The 23050-nt window shown below is 42.0% G+C and carries 19 protein-coding genes and 5 tRNA genes; 23 read left to right on the top strand and 1 reads right to left on the bottom strand.

Annotated elements, in window-relative coordinates:
• Positions 1-21 precede the first annotated feature (21 nt).
• The 19 genes from FTU22_RS02610 (at position 22) to FTU22_RS02700 (ending at position 18600) form a co-directional block, all read left to right on the top strand.
• Positions 22-771 (top strand): FHA domain-containing protein, encoded by a 750-nt coding sequence (locus FTU22_RS02610; protein WP_180092871.1) that lies wholly within the window; start codon positions 22-24, stop codon positions 769-771.
• A 77-nt stretch (positions 772-848) separates the two neighbouring features.
• Positions 849-1517, top strand: coding sequence for a phosphoglycolate phosphatase (gene gph / locus FTU22_RS02615; RefSeq protein WP_111886013.1), 669 nt, complete (start codon positions 849-851; stop codon positions 1515-1517).
• Positions 1518-1634: 117 nt separating this feature from the next.
• Positions 1635-3128, top strand: a complete 1494-nt coding sequence (trpE, locus tag FTU22_RS02620; RefSeq protein ID WP_078193306.1) for an anthranilate synthase component I — start codon at positions 1635-1637, stop codon at positions 3126-3128.
• Between the two features lie 89 nt (positions 3129-3217).
• Positions 3218-3293, top strand: a tRNA-Thr gene (locus tag FTU22_RS02625).
• A gap of 54 nt (positions 3294-3347) precedes the next feature.
• A tRNA-Tyr gene (locus FTU22_RS02630) sits at positions 3348-3431 on the top strand.
• A 38-nt stretch (positions 3432-3469) separates the two neighbouring features.
• A tRNA-Gly gene (locus FTU22_RS02635) sits at positions 3470-3545 on the top strand.
• Between the two features lie 23 nt (positions 3546-3568).
• Positions 3569-3643 (top strand) — tRNA-Thr (locus FTU22_RS02640).
• A gap of 155 nt (positions 3644-3798) precedes the next feature.
• The gene (tuf, locus tag FTU22_RS02645; protein ID WP_180077405.1) at positions 3799-4989 is read left to right on the top strand and encodes an elongation factor Tu; all 1191 of its coding nucleotides are present in this window, start codon (positions 3799-3801) and stop codon (positions 4987-4989) included.
• Between the two features lie 55 nt (positions 4990-5044).
• Positions 5045-5120, top strand: a tRNA-Trp gene (locus tag FTU22_RS02650).
• Positions 5121-5196: 76 nt separating this feature from the next.
• Positions 5197-5637 (top strand): preprotein translocase subunit SecE, encoded by a 441-nt coding sequence (gene secE / locus FTU22_RS02655; protein WP_078189832.1) that lies wholly within the window; start codon positions 5197-5199, stop codon positions 5635-5637.
• Positions 5638-5644: 7 nt separating this feature from the next.
• Positions 5645-6178 carry a transcription termination/antitermination protein NusG gene (nusG, locus tag FTU22_RS02660; RefSeq protein WP_078189831.1) on the top strand — a complete coding sequence of 178 codons (534 nt, stop codon included), beginning with the start codon at positions 5645-5647 and terminating at the stop codon, positions 6176-6178.
• Positions 6179-6293: 115 nt separating this feature from the next.
• A complete protein-coding gene (rplK, locus tag FTU22_RS02665) occupies positions 6294-6722 on the top strand; it encodes a 50S ribosomal protein L11 (protein ID WP_004868049.1) in 429 nt (142 codons plus the stop codon).
• 3 nt (positions 6723-6725) lie between these two features.
• Positions 6726-7421, top strand: a complete 696-nt coding sequence (rplA, locus tag FTU22_RS02670; RefSeq protein ID WP_078189830.1) for a 50S ribosomal protein L1 — start codon at positions 6726-6728, stop codon at positions 7419-7421.
• Positions 7422-7722: 301 nt separating this feature from the next.
• Positions 7723-8229, top strand: coding sequence for a 50S ribosomal protein L10 (rplJ, locus tag FTU22_RS02675; protein ID WP_111885844.1), 507 nt, complete (start codon positions 7723-7725; stop codon positions 8227-8229).
• Between the two features lie 48 nt (positions 8230-8277).
• Entirely contained in the window at positions 8278-8649 is a 372-nt protein-coding gene (gene rplL, locus FTU22_RS02680) for a 50S ribosomal protein L7/L12 (protein ID WP_078189828.1), read from the top strand.
• Between the two features lie 303 nt (positions 8650-8952).
• Positions 8953-13041, top strand: a complete 4089-nt coding sequence (gene rpoB / locus FTU22_RS02685) for a DNA-directed RNA polymerase subunit beta (RefSeq protein ID WP_180024736.1) — start codon at positions 8953-8955, stop codon at positions 13039-13041.
• A 171-nt stretch (positions 13042-13212) separates the two neighbouring features.
• Entirely contained in the window at positions 13213-17412 is a 4200-nt protein-coding gene (gene rpoC, locus FTU22_RS02690; RefSeq protein ID WP_078192842.1) for a DNA-directed RNA polymerase subunit beta', read from the top strand.
• A gap of 159 nt (positions 17413-17571) precedes the next feature.
• Positions 17572-18114, top strand: a complete 543-nt coding sequence (locus FTU22_RS02695; RefSeq protein WP_111885842.1) for a hypothetical protein — start codon at positions 17572-17574, stop codon at positions 18112-18114.
• Positions 18115-18243: 129 nt separating this feature from the next.
• Positions 18244-18600, top strand: a complete 357-nt coding sequence (locus tag FTU22_RS02700) for a DNA transfer protein p32 (protein WP_078192840.1) — start codon at positions 18244-18246, stop codon at positions 18598-18600.
• Positions 18601-18650: 50 nt separating this feature from the next.
• Here FTU22_RS02700 and FTU22_RS02705 read toward each other — a convergent pair whose 3' ends face one another.
• Positions 18651-19133 carry a DUF4442 domain-containing protein gene (locus FTU22_RS02705; RefSeq protein ID WP_078189823.1) on the bottom strand — a complete coding sequence of 161 codons (483 nt, stop codon included), beginning with the start codon at positions 19131-19133 and terminating at the stop codon, positions 18651-18653.
• A gap of 128 nt (positions 19134-19261) precedes the next feature.
• Here FTU22_RS02705 and FTU22_RS02710 point away from each other — a divergent pair, with 128 nt between their 5' ends.
• The 4 genes from FTU22_RS02710 (at position 19262) to FTU22_RS02725 (ending at position 23001) form a co-directional block, all read left to right on the top strand.
• Positions 19262-20137, top strand: coding sequence for an alpha/beta fold hydrolase (locus FTU22_RS02710; RefSeq protein ID WP_180092874.1), 876 nt, complete (start codon positions 19262-19264; stop codon positions 20135-20137).
• Positions 20138-20233: 96 nt separating this feature from the next.
• The gene (locus tag FTU22_RS02715) at positions 20234-21601 is read left to right on the top strand and encodes a Na+/H+ antiporter family protein (protein WP_078192837.1); all 1368 of its coding nucleotides are present in this window, start codon (positions 20234-20236) and stop codon (positions 21599-21601) included.
• 306 nt (positions 21602-21907) lie between these two features.
• Entirely contained in the window at positions 21908-22495 is a 588-nt protein-coding gene (locus tag FTU22_RS02720) for an OmpW family protein (RefSeq protein WP_180092877.1), read from the top strand.
• Positions 22496-22653: 158 nt separating this feature from the next.
• Entirely contained in the window at positions 22654-23001 is a 348-nt protein-coding gene (locus FTU22_RS02725) for a lysozyme inhibitor LprI family protein (RefSeq protein WP_078189819.1), read from the top strand.
• Positions 23002-23050 lie beyond the last annotated feature (49 nt).

A 23050-nucleotide genomic window follows, 5' to 3' on the forward strand; every position in this document is an offset into this window, starting at 1 on the left:
GAGCAATAGAGAATTAACTTCATGACTTGGAAAATTCAAGCAATTTCTGGTGATTTAACAGGACAAGAAATTAGTATTGAGCGAGATATGTTGGTGGGTCGTCATCAACAAGCAGATATTGTTTTGCAAGAATCTGATGTATCGCGTAAACATGCTGCCTTTGTACTGAAAGATCAGGCACTCTGGTTACAAGATCTTAATTCATCCAATGGGACGTTTATTAATGATGTTCGTTTGACTGGTGAATCACTTTTAAAAGAAGGTGATATTGTACAGTTTGCCAGTGTGAAGTTTAGTGTATTGGCTCCAGCTAAAGCTGTTCAGATTCCAGCGGATATCGAACAAAGCGTTGAAGCATTGCAAACAGAAGAAATTACACCTGTTCAGCAGCCGTCTGAAGCTGTTGCAGTTTCTGAAACTGTAGCACAAGAGTCTGTAGCAAACACGTCTGAAACTAAGGCACAAGAGCCTGTTGTTAAAACCGCAGCACAACAAATGAATGATCAAGGTATGCCAGAGTTGAAAGAGCGAGATGGCTCGGTTCAATTGACTCGTGATGGTATGCCGACCAATGTAGGTGTGCCTAAACCTGCACCAATTCCTGAGGGAATTGACGTAACTGCTGTTCCGAAAAATGAAGCATGTGATGTAGAAATTCCAGCGACATGTGTAGAGCAAGAGCGTGAAGCGCAAAAAAATGCCTCTGTGGGCTTAATCTCAGTCATTGTTTTAATCATTCTTGCAATTATTGCATGGGTCTTGTTTAAATAAACCGAGACATTCCTCAAAAGGCATGCATGGGCATGCCTTTTTTATGGGGAAAATTTACAAAAAAATAGAGGGACATTATGTTTGAAGTTCGTTTAGCAGAACGCCAAATGATTTTATTTGATCTGGATGGAACGCTAGTCGATTCAGCATCTGACTTACATCGTGCGATGAATATGAGTTTAAATGCGTTGCAATTACCGTTGGTCACAGAAGCGCAGGTGCGAAACTGGATTGGGAAAGGAACTTCATTGTTTTGTCATAGCGTACTTGAATACTTGACCGGGAAGGTGGATGCCGCACAGCACCATCTTTTACTGGAAACTTTTCTAAAGATTTACAATGCAGATCCTTGTGTTTTGACGCAGCCCTTTGACGGCATTCTAGCGTTCTTGGATTGGGCAAAAGCAGAAGAGAAAATTCTGATTTGTGTGACCAATAAACCAGAGCAACCGGCACGCAGTATTGTGCAGGCACTAGGTATGCATGAATACTTTGATGATGTGATTGGCGGAGATCGTTTTGAAGAGCGTAAACCACATCCCAAGCAGCTAGAGTATTGTGCGGAGCATTATGCCTTGCCGAAACAGCAAATTTTGATGGTGGGTGATTCTGTCAATGATGTAGAGGCAGCACGTCGTGCGGGTATTGATTGTATTGTGGTCAGCTATGGCTATAATCATGGTGAAAATATTCGAGATTGTCAGCCGCAGCACGTGGTTGATAACTTAAAAGAATTATTGGGTTGAAATAAGTAGGGTTAAGGAAGTGAAAATGAGCAAGTGTGTAGTATTTCGATGGCGTCACTCAATCAGCATGAGAAGAAATTAACTGAAATTGACCACGCGAAATATAGAGAAACCCAAATGACTACACAAACTCAATTTGAACAACTGAAAACTGCTGGATATAACTTGATTCCAGTATATCGTCAGCGCTTGGCAGATACAGAAACTCCACTTTCTGTCTTTGCGCGATTAAAACAACATAAACAAGCCTATTTATTTGAATCTGTAGAGGGTGGCGAAAACTGGGCGCGTTACTCCATTATTGGCTTGGGCGAGTCCACCGTATTTTCGTGTAATGAAGGGCAGTTAACCGTTCAACATGCTGATGGCTCGGTTGAAAAACAACAATGTGCTGACCCATTTCAATACATTCGTGACTTCCAAGCACAATATAAAGTGCCTACACAGCAAGATTTGCCAGCGTTGCCGAGCTTTACCGGTGGATTGGTTGGATACTTTGGTTATGATGCTGTACGTTATATCGAACCAAAGCTCAATAACGTTCCAGAAGCTGACCCGGTCGGGATTCCGGATATTTGGATGATGTTATCAAAAACCGTCATCGTCTTTGATAACCTTAAGGATACCTTATTCTTAATTGTGCATGCCGATGTAAATGATGCTGAGGCCTATACCAAGGCGCAGCAGCAATTGGATGAGCTAGAAGAACTTTTGGCAACCCCAATTGCACTCAAAGCAAATAAGCATACTGCACCACAGTTTGAATCCATCACTGGACATGACAACTTTATTGACTCTATTGCGAAAGTAAAAGAGTACATTAAGGCCGGTGATGTGATGCAGGTTGTGCCGGGCCATCGTATGGTATCCGATTTTGATGGTGAGCCTTTGCAGGTCTATCGTGCACTACGTCACCTCAATCCATCGCCATATTTGTTCTTGGTGCAAGGGCAGACACTAGAAAATGACATTCCTTTTCATATCGTCGGTTCATCACCTGAAATTTTGTCCCGTTTAGAAAATGGTGTGGCAACAGTTCGTCCTTTGGCGGGAACGCGACCACGGGGTAAAACAAAAGAAGAAGATTTGGCGCTAGAAAAAGATTTGCTATCTGATGAAAAAGAAATTGCAGAGCATTTGATGTTGATCGATTTGGGGCGAAATGATGTTGGACGCGTTTCTAAAATCGGTAAAGTTCACGTGACTGATCAAATGGTGATCGAACGTTATTCGCATGTCATGCACATTGTGTCAAATGTGCAAGGTGAAGTACGTGATGATGTCGATGCTTTGGATGTTTTTAAGGCAACATTCCCTGCGGGTACGCTTTCAGGCGCACCAAAAATCCGTGCTATGGAAATTATTGACGAAGTTGAACCAGTAAAACGTGGAATTTTTGGTGGTGCTGTTGGTTATTTAGGCTGGCATGGCGAAATGGACATGTCGATTGCGATTCGTACCTGTGTAATTCGTGAAAATAAGGTCTATGTTCAAGCTGGAGCAGGGGTGGTGTACGACTCAAATCCTGAATCAGAGTGGAATGAAACCCAAATAAAAGCTCGCGCAGTGATCAAAGCGGTTGAATTATCATCAAATGGATTGATTTTATGAGTTTTTCACGTTTTTTTTAGAAAAAACACTTGCAAGGATTTCAAGATTTGCTAAACTGCACACCGTTCCGATACGAAACGCTAAGAAACGCCGGCATAGCTCAGTTGGTAGAGCAACTGACTTGTAATCAGTAGGTCCACAGTTCGAATCCGTGTGCCGGCACCATCTTAGAAAGTTTGAGAGTGAGTAGAGAGAACAACACTGAAGTAAGTGTAAAATGGTGAGGTTCCCGAGCGGTCAAAGGGGGCGGACTGTAACTCCGCTACGAAAGTTTCGAAGGTTCGAATCCTTCCCTCACCACCAATTTTAAGACTTCAATAAGTGGTTTGTACCAACATCGTGCGGGAGTAGCTCAGTTGGTAGAGCGGTAGCCTTCCAAGCTACATGTCGCGAGTTCGACCCTCGTCTCCCGCTCCATATCTATTGAAGTGCTTATATTTGCTCTTATAGCTCAGTGGTAGAGCACTCCCTTGGTAAGGGAGAGGTCTCGAGTTCAAATCTCGATAAGAGCTCCAGATTTTACAGTTTAGCAACTTTAAATGTTGCGCAAGATTCCAGAAGCAGGCTTTTTAGTCTGCTTTTCAAGTATTGGGTGTTTATTTTTTTTAGGCGATATGTCGGAGCTGGGTTTTACTCAGAATTGTGTTCGACGTAAACGAGGAAGAAAAGCATGGCTAAGGCTAAGTTTGAACGTAATAAGCCGCACGTTAACGTGGGCACAATCGGTCACGTTGACCATGGTAAAACGACTTTAACAGCTGCGATTGCAACTGTGTGTGCAAAAAAATTCGGTGGTGAAGCGAAAGATTACGCTGCAATCGACTCTGCACCAGAAGAAAAAGCACGTGGTATTACAATTAATACTTCACACGTAGAATACGATTCTCCAATCCGTCACTACGCTCACGTAGACTGCCCAGGTCACGCCGATTATGTTAAAAACATGATTACTGGTGCTGCGCAAATGGATGGTGCGATCCTTGTTTGTTCGGCGACTGATGGTCCAATGCCACAAACTCGTGAACACATCCTCCTTTCTCGTCAGGTAGGTGTACCTTATATCGTTGTATTCCTAAATAAATGCGATATCGTAGACGACGAAGAATTAATTGAATTAGTAGAAATGGAAGTTCGTGAACTTCTTTCTACTTATGACTTCCCAGGCGACGACACTCCAGTAATCCGTGGTTCTGCTCTTGCAGCGCTTAATGGTGAAGCTGGTCAATACGGCGAAGATGCTGTAGTTGCTCTTGTTGAAGCTCTTGACTCTTACATCCCAGAACCAGAACGTGCTATCGACCAAGCATTCCTTATGCCAATCGAAGACGTATTCTCAATTTCAGGTCGTGGTACAGTAGTAACTGGCCGTGTTGAAACTGGTATCGTGAAAGTAGGTGAAGAAGTTGAAATCGTCGGTATTAAAGATACAGTTAAAACAACTGTAACTGGCGTAGAAATGTTCCGTAAACTTCTTGACGAAGGTCGTGCGGGCGAGAACTGTGGTGTTCTTCTACGTGGTACTAAACGTGAAGACGTTCAACGTGGTCAAGTACTTGCTAAACCAGGTACAATCAAACCGCATACTAAATTCGACGCAGAAGTATACGTACTTTCTAAAGACGAAGGTGGTCGTCATACTCCATTCCTTAACGGTTACCGTCCACAGTTCTACTTCCGTACAACTGACGTAACTGGTGCGATCTCGCTTAAAGAGGGCGTTGAAATGGTTATGCCTGGTGACAACGTAGAAATGTCAGTAGAATTAATCCACCCAATCGCAATGGATGCTGGCTTACGCTTTGCAATCCGTGAAGGTGGCCGTACAGTTGGTGCGGGTGTTGTTTCTAAAGTAACTGCATAATATAATACAGTTATCTTTGTACAGATCGAGAGTTTCGACTCTCGATCTGCTCTGCAGGTCAGTAGTTCAATTGGTAGAGCGTCGGTCTCCAAAACCGAATGTTGGGGGTTCGAGTCCCTCCTGGCCTGCCAAATTTTTTTAAAAAGAAGCTTGATGCTGGCTCAACTGGTCATATAATAAGTCGCGAATCCTACGACGAGTACAAAAATGTCGAATGATAAATCGCGTGACGCATTAAGCGACGCGCCAATTCCTCAAAGAAATAATCCTGCTGAAGTTGTTAATTCTGGTTCCCCTTTAGACTATGTTCTATGGGTTATCGCGTTGATTTTACTCGGTAGTTCTATGATGGTGAATCAACATTTGCCAGCATACTGGGCACCAGCGAATGATGTTTGGGTCCGTGTTGGGGTAATTTTGGCTTGTATCATCGTGGCTTTAGGTTTATTATACGCCACCCATCAAGGCAAAGGCTTTGTTCGATTGTTGAAAGATGCTCGAATTGAGTTACGTCGAGTGACTTGGCCAACCAAGCAAGAGACCATGACCACATCTTGGCAGGTACTTGCGGTAGTCTTAGTGGCATCTATTTTATTATGGTGCTTTGACTATGCTTTGAGCTGGTTAATGAAGTTTATTATCGGGTAAGAGAGCTATGAAACGTTGGTACATTATTCATGCCTATTCAGGCTATGAAAAACAAGTGTTACGCTCACTTAATGATCGAATCCAGCGTAGCGCTGTAGCCGATAGCTTTGGTGAAGTCCTTGTCCCTACTGAAGAAGTAGTGGAAATGAAGGATGGTAAGAAACGTAAATCTGAGCGTAAATTCTTTCCTGGCTATGTGTTAGTCGAGATGGAAATGAATGATGAAACTTGGCACATTGTTAAAGAATGTCCAAAAGTATTAGGTTTCATCGGTGGTACTGCAGAAAAGCCTGCACCAATTACGCAAAAAGAAGCTGATGCGATTCTTGCACGTGTACGCAATACTGGCGAAGCACCTCGTCCTAAGACGATGTTTGAACCAGGTGAAGAATTACTCGTAATTGACGGTCCATTCACCGATTTTAAAGGCGTGGTGGAAGAAGTTCTATACGATAAGTCACGTTTGACGTTGACGATTAATGTATTTAATCGACCAACTCAGGTTGAGCTGGAATTTCGCCAAGTCGAAAAATCGGTTTAATTTAACTTGGTTGATAAACGCCCGATTTGTTATGAGTCGGGCATTGTTGTTGTAACGGTATCGTTACTTATATGTATGGGGAGCCTAGCGGCGTTAGTACCCAGAGGTAATTGAAATGGCTAAGAAGATTGACGGCTATATCAAGCTGCAAGTTCCAGCTGGTAAAGCAAATCCATCTCCACCGATTGGTCCTGCACTAGGTCAACGTGGTGTTAACATCATGGCATTCTGTAAAGAATTCAATGCTGCGACACAAAAAGTTGAAGCTGGTCTTCCAATTCCAGTAGTGATCACTGTGTACAACGACAAGTCGTTCACATTCATCATGAAAACTCCTCCTGCTGCGATTCTTCTTAAGAAAGCTGCGGGCATCCAAAAGGGTTCAGCTGTACCTAACAAAACTAAAGTTGGTAAGTTGACTCGCGCTCAATTAGAAGAAATTGCGACTACTAAAGAACCAGATCTTACTGGTGCTGATTTAGACGCACGTGTACGTACCATTGCTGGTTCTGCGCGTTCTATGGGATTGGAAGTGGAGCTATAAGACATGGCTAAATTAACTAAACGTCAAAAAGCCATTGTTGCTGCTGTTGAAGCTAACAAAGTTTACACTTTGGAAGAAGCAGTTGCAGTTCTTAACGGCCTTCCAGCAGTAAAATTCAAAGAATCTTTGGATGTTGCTGTAAACCTAGGTGTTGATCCTCGTAAATCTGACCAAGTTGTTCGTGGCGCGACTACACTTCCTGCAGGTACTGGTAAAACTGTACGTGTAGCTGTGTTTGCTCAAGGCGCTGCTGCTGAAGCTGCTAAAGCTGAAGGCGCGGACGTTGTTGGTTTTGATGATCTTGCTGAAAGCATCCAAGCGGGTAACCTTGACTTTGACGTAGTAATTGCAGCTCCGGATGCAATGCGCGTTGTTGGTAAGTTAGGTACGATTCTTGGTCCACGTGGCTTAATGCCAAACCCTAAAGTGGGTACTGTAACTCCTGACGTAGCTTCTGCTGTTAAAAACGCGAAAGCTGGTCAAGCACGTTACCGTGTAGACAAAGCGGGTATTATCCACGCTGCGATCGGTCAAGTAGGTTTCACTGCTGAAGCTGTTCGTTCAAACGTTGAAGCTCTTGTAGCTGACCTTAAGAAAGCAAAACCTGCTACTTCTAAAGGTGTTTACATCCAAAAGATCACTTTAAGCTCAACTATGGGTCCTGGTCTTGTTGTTGATGTAGCAAACGTTTCTAAATAAGTTTCGACTTATTACAGAATTTTAAAGCCCTGAGTAATATTTGAAGCACTGCTTTAAATATTACGCAAGAAACGCTTCGTTGTATATTGCGTGATTCAGGCAAACTTTGAATTGATAAATTTAGATTTATCAGCGTCAAAGACCTCAGGCGAGGGGAGTTTTATGCTTTCTTCTTAATAGCCCAGCCTGAGTAGACGCGGTGGTGTGATTTGTTCCTCCTCCGCGTGTTGGTTCAGTGATGAGCTAACGAATTGGGAGTGCATCTGTATAGGTGCATAAATCACCGTTAGGAGGTTTTACAATGGCTCTTCTTATCGAAGGCAAAAAACAGATCGTAGCTGAAGTAACTGAAGTTGCTTCTACTGCGTATGCTGCTGTTGTTGCTGACTATCAAGGTTTAACTGTTGAGCAATTAACTGCTCTACGTGTTGAAGCTCGTAAACTAGGTGTTGCTACTCGTGTAGTTCGTAACACTTTGGCTAAACGTGCTCTTCAAGATACTCAATTCAATATCTTGAGCGACAACCTTGTTGGCCCAACAATCTTAGCTTTCTCAACTTCTGAAGACGACATGGGCGCAGCTGCTCGTTTGTTCGAAGAATTTGCTAAAACTAATAAAGCATTTGAACTTAAAGCTGCTGCATTTGACGGTAAAGTTTATCAAGGTGCTGAAGTTAGCGTTATCGCGAACCTTCCAAACCAAGAGAAAGCGCTTACTATGCTTGCAAACGTTCTTCAAGCTCCTATTTCGAAATTGGGTCGCCTTATTACTGCGCTCAAAGAGAAAAACGAGTCAGAAGCTGCTTAAGCTTAAATCAATTTACACACCATTCAATACCCATTTGGAGTTACTCTCATGGCTTTAACAAACGAAGAAATCTTAAACGCAGTTGCTGAAAAAACTGTTCTTGAACTTGTTGAACTTATTTCTGCTTTCGAAGAAAAATTCAACGTATCTGCTGCTGCTGTAGCAGTTGCTGCTGCTCCTGGCGCTGCTGGTGCTGCTGCTGAAGAACAATCAGAATTCAACGTTGAGTTGACTTCTTTCGGTGCTAACAAAGTTGCTGTAATTAAAGCAGTTCGTGAAGCTACTGGCCTTGGTCTTAAAGAAGCTAAAGATCTTGTTGAAAGCGCTCCTTCAGTTCTTAAAGAAGGCGTTTCTAAAGAAGAAGGCGAAGAACTTAAGAAAAAACTTGAAGAAGCTGGTGCTACAGTTACACTTAAGTAATCTTAAGGGGAGTCGATTTTTTTATAATCGGCTCCAAAAAATGGCTGGTGGCCCTTGGGTCATCAGCCTTTTTGCGTTACAATAATCGGCTCGATTTTTGTTTGCATGATATAAAAATCATACAAATTAAAAATAATTTATAAAACCAAACGCTTACCAATATTTTTCAGTAAAAAATATTGTTAAGCGTTTTAATACCACTAAAAATTGCAGCATTTGTGAAAGTGGTGGCCATATCGGCCTGCGTAATTCCTTCTAAGTTCGTTCTGCAGGCGGACTTAGTTTACTTTCCGAGGACTCCAGATGGCATACTCATATACCGAAAAGAAACGGATCCGTAAGAATTTTGGTAAATTGCCCAAGGTAATGGATGTTCCGTACTTGCTCGCGATTCAAGTCGACTCGTACCGAACTTTCCTTCAAGACGGCAAAACTCCAAAAAACCGCGAAGATATCGGTCTCCAAGCCGCATTTCGTTCAGTTTTTCCTATTGAAAGTTATTCTGGCAATGCTGCTTTAGAATTTGTTGAGTATAGTCTTGGTAAGCCTGAATTTGATGTGCGCGAATGTATTCTTCGTGGCTCAACTTATGCGGCGCCAATGCGTGTAAAAATTCGTCTGATCATTAAAGATCGCGAAACTAAAACAATCAAAGATGTGCGTGAGCAAGAAGTCTACATGGGTGAAATGCCACTTATGACAGACAACGGTACCTTTGTGATCAATGGTACTGAGCGTGTAATCGTATCTCAATTACACCGTTCACCAGGTGTATTCTTTGACCACGATAAAGGCAAAACTCACTCTAGCGGTAAAGTTCTTTACTCTGCTCGTATCATTCCTTACCGTGGTTCATGGTTAGACTTTGAATTCGATGCAAAAGATCTTGTATATGTTCGTATTGACCGTCGTCGTAAATTACTTGCGACTGTTGTGCTTCGTGCCTTGGGTTATAACAACGAACAAATCCTAGACATGTTCTACGAAAAAGTACCTGTATATCTTGATATGGGTAGCTATCAAATTGACTTGGTTCCAGAACGTCTACGTGGCGAAATGGCACAATTTGATATCGTGGGTACAGACGGTAAAACAATTGTTGAACAAGGTAAACGTATTAACGCGCGCCATGTTCGTCAAATGGAAGCAGCAGGTCTTGAAAAACTTTCTGTTCCTGATGAATACCTATATGAACGTATTGTTGCTGAAGATGTAACGTTACGTGATGGCGAAGTAATTGCTGCAAATACAGTACTAAGCCATGAAATTATGGTGAAATTGGCTGAAGGCGGCGTTAAACAATTCAACGTACTTTATACCAATGACATCGACCGTGGCCCATTCATTGCGGACTCTTTACGTGCAGATACTACAACTGGTCGTGAAGAAGCACTTGTAGAAATCTACAAAGTGATGCGTCCGGGTGAGCCACCAACAAAAGAAGCTGCTGAAAACTTATTCAACAATTTGTTCTTCTCTTCTGAACGTTATGACTTATCACCAGTAGGTCGTATGAAGTTCAACCGTCGTTTGGGTCGTCCTTACGAAGTGGGTACGGATCAGAAGTCTCGTGAAGTTGAAGGTATTCTTTCGAACGAAGACATCACTGATGTATTGAAAACATTAGTTGAAATCCGTAACGGTAAAGGTGAAGTCGATGATATCGATCACTTGGGTAACCGTCGTGTTCGTTCTGTTGGTGAAATGACAGAAAACCAATTCCGTGTTGGTCTCGTTCGTGTTGAACGTGCTGTTAAAGAACGTTTATCTCAAGCTGAAACTGATAACTTGTCTCCGCAAGATTTAATCAATGCGAAACCAGTTGCTGCTGCAATCAAAGAATTCTTTGGTTCAAGCCAGTTGTCTCAGTTCATGGACCAAAACAACCCGTTGTCTGAAATTACACACAAACGTCGTGTATCAGCATTGGGCCCAGGTGGTTTGACTCGTGAGCGTGCGGGCTTCGAAGTACGTGACGTACATCAAACTCATTATGGTCGTGTATGTCCAATTGAGACTCCTGAGGGTCCAAACATTGGTTTGATCAACTCACTTTCTGTTTATGCGAAAGCGAATGATTTTGGTTTCTTAGAAACGCCTTACCGTAAAGTTGTTGATGGTCGTGTAACGGATGACGTTGAATACCTTTCTGCGATTGAAGAAGTAGGTACTGTGATTGCACAGGCCGATTCAGGTGTAGATAAAGACGGTAATTTAACAGAAGAATTTGTTTCTGTACGTCACCAAGGTGATTTCGTACGTATGCCTCCTGAAAAAGTGACGCATATGGACGTATCTGCACAGCAGGTTGTATCTGTTGCTGCATCACTTATTCCATTCCTTGAACACGATGATGCCAACCGTGCATTGATGGGTTCAAACATGCAACGTCAGGCAGTACCTACGTTGATCGCTGACAAGCCGCTTGTTGGTACAGGTATGGAAGCAAACGTAGCGCACGACTCAGGTGTATGTGTTCTTGCGAAACGTGGTGGCCGTATTGAATTCGTCGACGCGTCTCGTGTTGTTATTCGTGTAAACGAAGACGAAATGATCGCGGGTGAAGCAGGTGTAGATATCTACAACCTGATCAAATATACACGTTCTAACCAAAACACTTGTATTAACCAAAAAGTGCTTGTAAGCCTTGGTGATCAAGTGGGTCGTGGTGACGTATTAGCTGATGGTCCATCTACAGATGGCGGTGAATTGGCATTGGGTCAAAACATGCGCGTAGCATTCATGACTTGGAACGGTTACAACTATGAAGACTCGATCTTATTATCTGAGCGTGTGCTTCAAGAAGATCGTTTAACATCAATCCACATTCAAGAATTGTCATGTGTAGCACGTGATACTAAATTGGGTGCGGAAGAAATTACTGCCGATATCCCGAACGTGGGTGAAGCAGCACTTTCTAAACTTGATGAGTCAGGTATTGTTTACATCGGTGCAGAAGTAACAGCGGGCGATATCCTTGTAGGTAAAGTAACACCTAAGGGTGAAACCCAACTTACTCCGGAAGAAAAACTTCTTCGTGCAATCTTCGGCGAAAAAGCGGCTGACGTTAAAGATTCATCTTTACGTGTATCTTCTGGTGTTAAAGGTACTGTTATTGACGTTCAAGTGTTTACACGTGATGGTCTTGAAAAAGACGAACGTGCTCAAGCAATTGAAAAAGCTCAATTAGATGCTTACCGTAAAGATTTGAAAGAAGAATTCAAAATCTTTGAAGAAGCAGCTCGTGAACGTATTGTTCGTTTGTTGAAAGGTCAAGAATCGAATGGTGGCGGTACAACTAAACGCGGTGACAAATTAACTGAAGAGTTATTGTCTGGTCTTGAGTTGGTTGATCTTATTGAAATCCAACCAGTTGACGAAGCGATTGCTGAGCGTTTAACTCAAATTCAAGTGTTCTTGAAAGAGAAGAGCCTTGAAATTGACGAGAAATTTGCAGAGAAAAAACGTAAATTGTCTACAGGTGATGAGCTGACAACTGGTGTACTAAAAGTTGTTAAAGTTTACCTAGCTGTAAAACGTCGCATCCAACCGGGTGATAAAATGGCGGGTCGTCACGGTAACAAAGGTGTTGTATCAAACATCCTACCTGTAGAAGACATGCCACACGATGCAAACGGTGTTCCAGTTGATGTTGTACTTAACCCACTGGGTGTACCATCACGTATGAACGTGGGTCAGATTCTTGAAACTCACTTAGGTATGGCGGCTAAAGGTCTTGGCGATCAAATCGACAAGATGATGAAAGAGCAACGTACTGTACTTGAGCTTCGTGATTTCTTAGACAAGATTTACAACAAAGTTGGTGGCGAACAAGAAGATCTTGATAGCTTGACTGATGAAGAAATCTTGGTGCTTTCAGGTAACTTACGTAAAGGTGTTCCTTTAGCAACACCAGTATTTGATGGTGCTGAAGAATCACAAATCAAAGAATTGTTAGAACTTGGTGGCATTTCACGTACTGGTCAAACAGTATTGTATGATGGTCGTACAGGTGAGCGTTTTGACCGTCCAGTAACTGTAGGTTACATGTACATGTTGAAATTGAACCACTTGGTTGACGACAAGATGCATGCGCGTTCTACTGGTTCTTACTCTCTAGTAACTCAACAGCCGCTTGGTGGTAAAGCACAATTCGGTGGTCAGCGTTTCGGTGAGATGGAAGTATGGGCACTCGAAGCTTACGGTGCAGCATATACACTTCAAGAAATGCTTACTGTGAAGTCGGATGACGTTGAAGGTCGTACCCGTATCTATAAGAACATTGTAGATGGTAACCATTACATGGACCCAGGTATGCCTGAATCGTTCAACGTATTGACCAAAGAGATCCGTTCTTTAGGTATCAACATTGAACTGAAAAATGGTGACTAAGTAACCATTCAATCCCCCCAACCCCCTTTATAAGGGGGGGATTTACTCCTCTTATTTTAAGGGGAGTTTCCCGCTTAAATCAGGCGGGATTGAGGGGGATTACTCAGTTAAAAAACAATATTTGTGACCCAGTTGTGAAGTGAAAATCTCCACAACACACGGAGAAAAAAATTGAAAGACTTGCTCGATATCATGCGCAAAAAGACGGATTCAGACGGTCATGCTCCTGTAGAGTTTGATCGCATCCGTATTGGTCTTGCGTCACCAGAAATGATTAAGTCGTGGTCTCATGGTGAAGTTAAAAAGCCTGAAACCATTAACTACCGTACGTTCAAACCTGAACGTGATGGTTTATTCTGTGCCAAAATCTTTGGTCCAGTAAAAGATTACGAATGCTTGTGTGGTAAATACAAGCGTATGAAATACAAAGGCGTCATTTGTGAAAAATGTGGCGTTGAAGTAACAACTGCAAAAGTACGTCGTGAGCGTATGGGTCATATTGACCTTGCTTCTCCAGTTGCACATATTTGGTTTTTAAAATCACTTCCTAGCCGTATCGGTCTGCTTTTAGACATGACTTTACGTGATATCGAACGTGTATTGTATTTCGAATCATACGTTGTAACTGACCCAGGTATGACTCCACTTGAGAAATACCAACTTCTAAACGATGAAGAATACTTCACTGCTTTGGAAGAACACGGTGATGAATTTACTGCGAAAATGGGTGCGGAAGCAGTTCAAGATTTGTTGAAAGACATCGATCTTGAAGCTGAAATTTCTCGTCTGCGTGAAGAAATTCCAAATACGACTTCAGAAACAAAGCTTAAAAAAGCTTCTAAACGTCTGAAATTGATGGAAGCGTTCAAAGAGTCGAACAACAAACCAGAATGGATGGTGATGAATGTACTTCCAGTACTTCCACCTGATCTTCGTCCGTTGGTTCCTCTAGAAGGTGGTCGTTTTGCGACTTCTGACTTGAACGATCTTTACCGTCGTGTAATCAACCGTAACAACCGTTTGAAACGTCTTCTAGACCTTGCAGCACCAGACATTATCGTACGTAACGAAAAACGTATGTTACAAGAGTCTGTTGATGCATTGCTTGATAACGGTCGTCGTGGTCGTGCAATTACTGGTTCGAATAAACGTCCTCTTAAATCTTTGGCAGACATGATCAAAGGTAAACAAGGTCGTTTCCGTCAAAACTTATTGGGTAAACGTGTCGATTACTCTGGTCGTTCGGTAATTACCGTAGGTCCGACTTTACGTCTTCACCAATGTGGTCTTCCGAAAAAAATGGCGCTTGAATTATTCAAACCATTCATTTTTGCGAAACTACAAGCATCTGGCCAAGCGACAACCATTAAAGCTGCGAAGAAAATGGTTGAGCGTGAAACTCCAGAAGTTTGGGACGTACTTGCTCACGTAATTCGTCAACATCCAGTGATGTTGAACCGTGCGCCTACACTTCACCGTTTGGGTCTTCAAGCATTTGAACCAACCCTGATTGAAGGTAAAGCGATCCGTCTTCACCCATTAGTTTGTGCGGCATTTAACGCCGACTTCGACGGTGACCAAATGGCGGTACACGTACCATTAACACTTGAAGCTCAGTTAGAAGCTCGTGCGTTAATGATGTCAACAAACAACATTCTTTCTCCTGCGAACGGTGAGCCAATCATCGTACCGTCTCAGGACGTTGTCTTAGGCTTGTACTACATCACTCGTGATGCGATCAATGCCAAAGGTGAAGGCATGGTGTTTGCGGATACTGACGAAGTAAACCGTGCACTTGCAACAGGTCAAGTTGATTTACATGCTCGCGTAAAAGCACGTGTACACCAAACTGTCATTGACGAAAATGGTAACCGTGAACAACAAACTATTGTTGTAGACACAACTCCAGGTCGTTGTTTACTTTGGGAAGTTGTACCTGAAGGTATGGATTTCCAACAAATCAACGTTGAGATGACTAAAAAGAACATCTCTAAATTGATCAACTCTTGCTACCGTAAATTAGGTCTTAAAGATACTGTTATCTTCGCTGACCAATTGATGTACTTGGGCTTCCGTCAAGCGACTCACTCAGGTGTGTCTGTTGGTATGGAAGACATGTTAATTCCGCCACAAAAACAAGCAATTATCGAAAAAGCTGAAGTTGAAGTTCGTGAAATTGAACAACAATTCGAGCAAGGTTTCGTAACTGCCGGCGAACGTTATAACAAAGTTGTCGATATTTGGGCGCGTACAAACGACCAAGTAGCGAAAGCGATGATGGACAACTTGTCTTTCACAACTGTTAAAAACAAACAGGGTGAAGACGAGAAACAAAAATCATTCAACTCGATCTACATGATGTCTGACTCAGGTGCCCGTGGTTCGGCAGCTCAGATTCGTCAGTTAGCGGGTATGCGTGGTTTGATGGCGAAACCAGATGGTTCGATCATTGAAACACCAATTAAAGCGAACTTCCGTGAAGGTTTGACCGTACTTCAGTACTTCATTTCAACACACGGTGCACGTAAAGGTTTGGCCGATACTGCATTGAAAACTGCGAACTCAGGTTACTTGACTCGTCGTTTGGTTGACGTTGCACAAGACTTGGTAATTACTGAGCCAGATTGTGGTACTTTCGACGGTCTTGTAATGACTCCGTTCATTCAAGGTGGCGATGTCATCGAGAACTTAGGTACTCGAGTATTGGGTCGTGTACTTGCTGAAGATGCGAAGAAACCAGGTTCGGATGATGTGATTCTTCCACGTAATACTTTAATCGACGAAAAACTTGCAAACTACTTAGAAGAGCAAGGTGTCGATGAAGTGAAAGTACGTTCAGTTGTAAACTGTGAATCTACTTTCGGTGTATGTGCGAAATGTTACGGTCGTGACCTTGCTCGCGGTCACTTGGTGAATCCAGGTGAATCTGTGGGTGTAATGGCTGCTCAATCAATTGGTGAGCCAGGTACACAGTTAACAATGCGTACGTTCCACGTAGGTGGTGCTGCGAGCCGAACTTCTGCTGCTAACAGCGTACAAGTTCGTAACAAAGGTACAGTACGTTTCCACAATGTGAAAACAGTACAACACGCTAAAGGTCACTTGGTATCAACTTCACGTTCAGGTGAAATCGGTATCGCAGATGACATCGGTCGTGAACGCGAACGTTACAAAATTCCATACGGTGCTTCAATCATCATTAAAGATGGTGAAGCTGTGGAAGCTGGCGGTATCGTAGCGACTTGGGATCCGCATACACATCCACTTGTTACCGAAGTTGCAGGTAAAGTGCGTTTCAGCCAAATCGCTGATGGCGTAACTGTGACATCGAAAACTGATGATGCAACAGGTATGACGACTATTGAGGTACTTCCAGTAACTTCACGTCCAGCATCTGGTAAAGATATGCGTCCAGCTGTTGTATTGGATACAACAGATGGCGGCGAACAGTTCTACTTCCTACCACAAAACACGATTCTGACTGTGCGCGATGGCGAAACAATTGGTGTCGGTGATGTTATTGGTCGTGTGCCACAAGAATCTTCACGTACACGTGATATTACCGGTGGTCTACCGCGTGTAGCTGACTTGTTCGAAGCACGTAAACCGAAAGAACATGCGATCCTTGCTGAAATTTCAGGTATCGTAAGCTTCGGTAAAGAGACCAAAGGTAAGAACCGTCTTGTGATTACTCCGGATGATGGCTCTGAGATTTACGAAGAGCTAATTCCGAAATGGCGTACGATTAACGTGTTCGAAGGCGAGCATGTGAACCGTGGTGAAACCATTTCTGATGGTCCGCAAAACCCACACGACATCTTACGTTTGAAAGGCGAAGTTGCACTGACAAACTACATCGTGAACGAAGTTCAGGACGTATACCGTCTGCAAGGTGTAAAAATCAACGACAAGCACATTGAAGTGATCGTACGTCAAATGCTTCGTAAAGTTGAAATCACTGACGGTGGTGATACAAGCTTCATCAAAGGCGAGCAAGTGGAATACATCCGCGTTGTTCAAGAAAACCAAGCTGTGGCAGCTCAGAACAAGTTCCCAGCGAAGTTTGAACGTCAATTGATGGGTATTACCAAAGCGTCGCTTTCTACTGACTCGTTCATTTCTGCTGCATCGTTCCAGGAAACAACTCGTGTGTTAACTGAAGCTGCTGTAACAGGTAAAGAAGATGAATTACGTGGTCTGAAAGAAAACGTAGTTGTAGGTCGTCTGATCCCAGCGGGTACAGGTTTGGCTTACCACTTAGAACGTCGTCGTCAAGAGTCTGAAGCTGCAGAGCTTGAGCTTCACAATGATTTCTCTGATGTAGATCAAGCATTAAGCCAAGCGTTTAGCGATGAATTTAACGGTCTTTAATTAGCCCTTAAATCATTCAAAAAAGCCACCTTTGGGTGGCTTTTTTTATGCGGATGAATTGAAAATTAAAGCTTTCCTAATGTTGATTTATTTCCTATAGTAAAAATAGAACATAACAAATCTCTTGATTTTTAAACTTAAACATAACGGGGTCTTTTGATGAAATTCGCACAACAATTATTCGCAGTTTCTGCATTATTCAGCTCATTGACAGCGATTGCTGCACCTATGCCCAATTCGATTGTGGTAGAAGATAAAGCTGTAGTTCCAGTACTAAAAACAGAAGTGATTCGCCGTGTTGCAGGTCAAGAACCTGTACGCCAAGTGACTGCAACAGTGTTAGAAATGACCAATAAAGGTCAGGATATCGTGGCACGTGAAATTGAACTTTCAGACCATCAAAGTGATTTTTCTGAAAAGAAATTATCGATTCCAGTACTTCAACGTGGTGGCGTCATCGTCCCGACCTCTAAAATTGAAACCAAGACGACGGTGAAGCAGGACGGTCAGATTATTCGTCAAAACACCAATATTGATGCAGAAGGTGTAGAGTTTAAGAAAGGGCAAGACCCGATTAAACGCACGCTAAAACTAGATCAGGCAACAGATCCAGAAAGCAAAGCCAAACTCTCTCATGCTGTGCTGACTGAAAATGGTGAAACCACAAAAGATTTGATGATTTTGGATGAAAACCCTGAGTGATTCGTGAGCGATTAGGCATGGTTTTTACAAAATGCAGCATTTATGCTCCAAGCCGTAACAAGCTATGTTTAATTGTTTCATACAATGGTTTTAGAATCATAGGTATTGAAGAAGACAAGGAACATCACAATGAAAAAAGTAATGAGCGTATGCGCAGTCGCGATGATGTCGACCCTAATGCTTGCTGGTTGTGAAAGCATGTCGCCAAATGAACAACGTATTGGTGCTGCAGCTTTAGGTGGTGCTATAGGTGGTGGTGTGGGTAATAATGTCGGTGGTGGTGTAGGTGCAGCCGTTGGTGGTGGTGCTGGTGCAGCTGTCGGTAGTAAAACTCAAAACGGTTCAAACCGAAATGCCACATATAGTGGTGTAGGTGGTGCGATTGGTTCTGCAGTCGGTAAAAGTATCTTTGGTGGTAACACCGGTGCTGCGATTGGTGGTGCAATCGGTGGTGGTGCAGGTGCTGCAATTGAGCAAAATCGCTAATCCAATCCGATAAAATTGAATGAAAAGGCGCTTAAAGATAAGCGCCTTTTTTATTTGCGTGGACGGGGTTGCTTGCGACGAATGTATAGGGTTTTTTGCACTTCAGCGATACGTAAGCCTGCTTCATCAAAAATATTTAAGCTATAGTTCCGTAGTACAGGTGCGTGGTTATCTGCTAAGTTTTTAATATGATTGATTTCATTTGGGTCGAGCTGGATGTCAGCGTATACCGTTCCACGCCCAGGGGATAAAAATTGGATATTTGCAGCTTTGTCCCACACGATATAACGTGAGCCAAGGTGATGCATCAAAATCAACATATAAAATGGGTCAACCATTGAATAAAGACTACCGCCAAAATGTACACCGACGATATTTTGATTTTTACGAGTTAATGGCATTTTGACGCGAATGTGATAATTGGCGAGATCAATTTTATCAATCGAAATGCCAGCACCTTTATAAGGGGCATAATGATTGAGTAAGAATTTAGAGACAATAGGCATTGTCATTATTTTCTGGATTATGCTCATACTGGGTCAATTTTTTTTTATGCTGAACTTTGCATACTAAATGAGTTTCAAAACTGTGGCATTGATCACATTGCCCATGTTCACAAATAAAACGTCAATTCGATGGAATCGATAAAAGGACAAGAAGAATGCAACCACTAAATACGCAATGGGTGAATACCACAGATCAACAACGGCTCTATGTGAAGACATGGGGTGATGAAACTAAGCCGGCATTGGTTTTGGTTCATGGTTATCCTGATAATCAGGAAGTATGGGAACCGGTTATTGAACATCTTATTAATGAATTTTATATCGTCACCTATGACGTGCGAGGTGCAGGGCAGTCCTCTGTGCCCCGTAAAGTACGAGATTATCGTTTGGAGCAATTATCACTTGATTTGGATAGTGTGACGCAAGCGGTATTAGGCGAGCGTAGTTTTCATTTGGCCGCGCATGATTGGGGCTCTATCCAATCTTGGGAATCGGTAACTGAGCCAAAATTTCGCTCACGTATTTTGTCTTATTCAACTATTTCTGGGCCATGTTTGGATCATGCGGCATTTTTGCTCAGAAATAGCTTTAAGCATCAGCAGAAAAAATTACTCAAATTATTAAGTAAGTCATGGTACATCGGGGTATTCCAATTACCATTTTTGGCACCGACGGCGTGGCATTTTTTGAATGCTGAACGTTGGGGAAAAATTGTGAATGATTTAGAACGTACTCAAGAATTGCCTTTGAATTATAATATTCAGCATGATGGTAAACACGGTATTGCGCTTTACCGTGCTAATTTTATTCCCCGCTTAACTCAGCCTAGACAACGTCATGCCGTCTGTCCTGTACAAGCGATTGTGTTGAAACATGATAATTTTGTCAGTCCAGATTACATTAAAGAATTACCTAATTGGGTTGAAGATTTATCTGTAGTTGAAGTCAATGCCAATCATTGGGCCGTGCTGAGCCAACCCGAAAAAATTGCAAGTTACATCGCTCAATTTGCGCAATCACAGCAGCTTTAAGTAAATCGTTCAACAGTGGCAGTTTCATCGATAGGGGGCTAAATAGCGAGCAAATTCTGATAAAATACGGTTTTTTGTCAGACTCCCTTTTTTCTTATGTTTGCTATTCTTGCCGCAATTACAGTCATGTTTGGACTGTCGCTGGCACGCGTTCCTGTTGTATTTGCGCTGATCATTGGTGCAGTAACAGGTGGCTTGTTAGCTGGTCTTGGTATTCATGGCACCATCGAAGCGTTTAATAGTGGCTTAGGCAACGGTGCTCAAATCGCACTTGCTTATGGCGTGTTGGGGGCATTTGCTTTGGCACTTGCGCGTTCAGGTTTGCCAGATTTACTGGCTTATCAACTCATTACTAAACTCAAAGGTAACAGTAATGTGAAAGCCCAGAATCGCGTGAAATACGTAATTTTCGCTACTATCGCTTTAGCCGCCGTATGTTCACAAAACGTGATTCCAGTGCACATTGCGTTTATTCCAGTATTAATTCCACCATTACTCAGTGTATTTAATCATTTAAAACTTGACCGTCGTTTGATTGCTTGTGTTCTGACTTTTGGTCTTGTGGCGACTTATATGCTGGTACCTTTTGGTTTTGGTGCTATTTTCCTTAATGATATTTTAGGTCAAAACATCAATACCTTTGGTAAGCCATACGGTTTCAACATCAGCTATGATCAAATTCCAACTGCTATGGCAATTCCAGTATTTGGGATGTTTGTTGGCTTATTAATTGCTGTTTTTTATAGCTACCGTAAACCACGAGAGTATGCTGACGTTCAGGTTAAGGAATCACAGCACACCATCTCATCTGATGTAAAAGCAGATGAAAATGGTAAACCACAAGTCGCTAAATTTACTTTGATTATGGCTGCGGTTGCAGTGGTTGCTACGCTTTCTGTTCAAGTCATATCTGAGTCGATGATTTTGGCCGGTCTCGTTGGTGTTGCGATCTTAAGCTGCGCAGGTATCTTTAAGTGGAAAGAAGCCGACGATGTCATTATCAGTGGTATGCGCATGATGGCACTGGTGGGTTTCATTATGATTTCTGCGCAAGGCTTTGCATCTGTGATTGAGGCTACGAATCAAGTACCAACACTGGTACAAGCTTCAGTTGAATGGATTGGAAACAGCCAAGGTTTAGCGGCATTTTGGATGTTATTAATTGGGTTATTAATTACCTTAGGTATTGGTTCTTCATTCTCAACAATCCCAATTTTGGCCATTATTTATGTACCACTTTGTATTCAATTTGGTTTTAGCCCAGCGGCAACGATTGCAATTATTGGTACAGCAGCAGCTTTGGGAGATGCAGGTTCTCCAGCATCAGACTCAACTTTAGGGCCAACATCAGGTCTTAATATGGATGGTCAGCATGACCACATGAAAGATAGTGTGGTACCGACCTTCATTCACTACAATATTCCATTAATGATCTTTGGTTGGATTGCCGCAATGGTACTCTAAAAAATTTTCAAAGATAAATAAAAAGGCGATTATATAATCGCCTTTTTTGTTATTTAATCCTGAGGATTTTGGTTGGATTAAAATAATTCATTTTATTAATTCTGATTAAAAAGGTTGGTATATTATGAATAATAAATTAATTATAACGGTGAAAATATAAAACCAAGCATTGCGCTATGATTAAAATAAATATATTTAATTAATAATAACTTATATAATAATGTAATAAATTATTAAATAATGTTATTGCATAATTTTAATACTAATGTTTAATATTAATTATTCATTCTAGAAGGTTGTTTAAAAATGTTGAAACAAGCTGCTCTTATTGCATTATTGAGTATGTCTGCATCAGCTATGGCTGGTCAATGGCAGGTTAAAGTTGGTGGTTCTGTAATTTCTCCAACAGGTGACACTGAAACCGCATTAGGTACAGTAAAAGCGGATGATGAGTTAGCATTTACACCATCGGTTGAATATTTCTTTAATGACAACATTTCAGCTGAATTACTTTTAGCTACTCCAATTGGTCATGATGTACTTTTGGATGGTGATAAAGCTGCTAAAATTAAGCATCTTCCACCGACAATTACTGCAAAATATAACTTTAAAAATTCAACACGCTTTACACCATATATTGGTGTAGGTGGTACAGCATTTGTTGCTTGGGATGAATCTGGCGCGGCTAAAAATGTAAAAGAAGATTTTGGTTTTGCAGGTCAAGTCGGCTTTAATTACCAACCAGCTGATGCGAAAAACTGGGGTGTATACTTCGATGCTCGCTATGCTCAATTAAGCCCTGAAGTGACTTTAATTGATGAATTAGGTGGCGGTAAATTCGATTTAGATATCGATCCTATGGTGTATACAATTGGTTATAGCTACAAATTCTAAGCTTGAACTGATCTTAAAACCCTGCCATTAGGCAGGGTTTTTTTTATGCAGCATATTCCATTCATCAGTTGATCGAATTGAACAAATAGGCAATAGAAAATTTAGGTGGAACTGTTAGAGTCGAAATAAATCAGCAAGTTGGAAGAAGAGAAAAGACGATGAAAAAAATTATTCAGGGTATGCTGGTCTTGGGCAGTGCTTATTTTATTTCGACAAGTTATGCCGCAAGTTTTGATTGTAAAAAGGCGAAAACCATTACCGAACATGCGGTTTGTGATAACCGGAGTATTAATGATGCCGATGTCAAAATGGCCACGACCTATACGATTATTCGTCATTTAGTTCCCATGGGGACACGTGGTGCAATTCAAGATCAACAAATAAAATGGCTACAACTACGCGATCAGTGCCGTGACAATGTCAGTTGTTTAAGTGATGTATATAAAATGCGGCAGCAAAAACTGGATCTCTACATGGACCGCGTTTATAAACAAGGACCTTTTTAAACCTTAAAATTTAGTGCGACAGAATAAAAATTTTCCATTCACACTATTG

The organism is Acinetobacter sp. YH12076, assembly GCF_013419525.1.
Classification (GTDB): domain Bacteria; phylum Pseudomonadota; class Gammaproteobacteria; order Pseudomonadales; family Moraxellaceae; genus Acinetobacter; species Acinetobacter amyesii.

Coding starts and splice junctions, on each gene's coding strand:
- FTU22_RS02715 (WP_078192837.1), top strand. CDS start 20,234: ATGTTTGCTATTCTTGCCGCAATTACAGTCATGTTTGGACTGTCGCTG.
- FTU22_RS02610 (WP_180092871.1), top strand. CDS start 22: ATGACTTGGAAAATTCAAGCAATTTCTGGTGATTTAACAGGACAAGAA.
- FTU22_RS02695 (WP_111885842.1), top strand. CDS start 17,572: ATGAAATTCGCACAACAATTATTCGCAGTTTCTGCATTATTCAGCTCA.
- secE (WP_078189832.1), top strand. CDS start 5,197: ATGTCGAATGATAAATCGCGTGACGCATTAAGCGACGCGCCAATTCCT.
- FTU22_RS02725 (WP_078189819.1), top strand. CDS start 22,654: ATGAAAAAAATTATTCAGGGTATGCTGGTCTTGGGCAGTGCTTATTTT.
- rplA (WP_078189830.1), top strand. CDS start 6,726: ATGGCTAAATTAACTAAACGTCAAAAAGCCATTGTTGCTGCTGTTGAA.
- FTU22_RS02710 (WP_180092874.1), top strand. CDS start 19,262: ATGCAACCACTAAATACGCAATGGGTGAATACCACAGATCAACAACGG.
- rplJ (WP_111885844.1), top strand. CDS start 7,723: ATGGCTCTTCTTATCGAAGGCAAAAAACAGATCGTAGCTGAAGTAACT.
- rplL (WP_078189828.1), top strand. CDS start 8,278: ATGGCTTTAACAAACGAAGAAATCTTAAACGCAGTTGCTGAAAAAACT.
- FTU22_RS02700 (WP_078192840.1), top strand. CDS start 18,244: ATGAAAAAAGTAATGAGCGTATGCGCAGTCGCGATGATGTCGACCCTA.
- gph (WP_111886013.1), top strand. CDS start 849: ATGTTTGAAGTTCGTTTAGCAGAACGCCAAATGATTTTATTTGATCTG.
- FTU22_RS02705 (WP_078189823.1), bottom strand. CDS start 19,133: ATGAGCATAATCCAGAAAATAATGACAATGCCTATTGTCTCTAAATTC.
- rplK (WP_004868049.1), top strand. CDS start 6,294: ATGGCTAAGAAGATTGACGGCTATATCAAGCTGCAAGTTCCAGCTGGT.
- tuf (WP_180077405.1), top strand. CDS start 3,799: ATGGCTAAGGCTAAGTTTGAACGTAATAAGCCGCACGTTAACGTGGGC.
- trpE (WP_078193306.1), top strand. CDS start 1,635: ATGACTACACAAACTCAATTTGAACAACTGAAAACTGCTGGATATAAC.
- nusG (WP_078189831.1), top strand. CDS start 5,645: ATGAAACGTTGGTACATTATTCATGCCTATTCAGGCTATGAAAAACAA.
- FTU22_RS02720 (WP_180092877.1), top strand. CDS start 21,908: ATGTTGAAACAAGCTGCTCTTATTGCATTATTGAGTATGTCTGCATCA.
- rpoB (WP_180024736.1), top strand. CDS start 8,953: ATGGCATACTCATATACCGAAAAGAAACGGATCCGTAAGAATTTTGGT.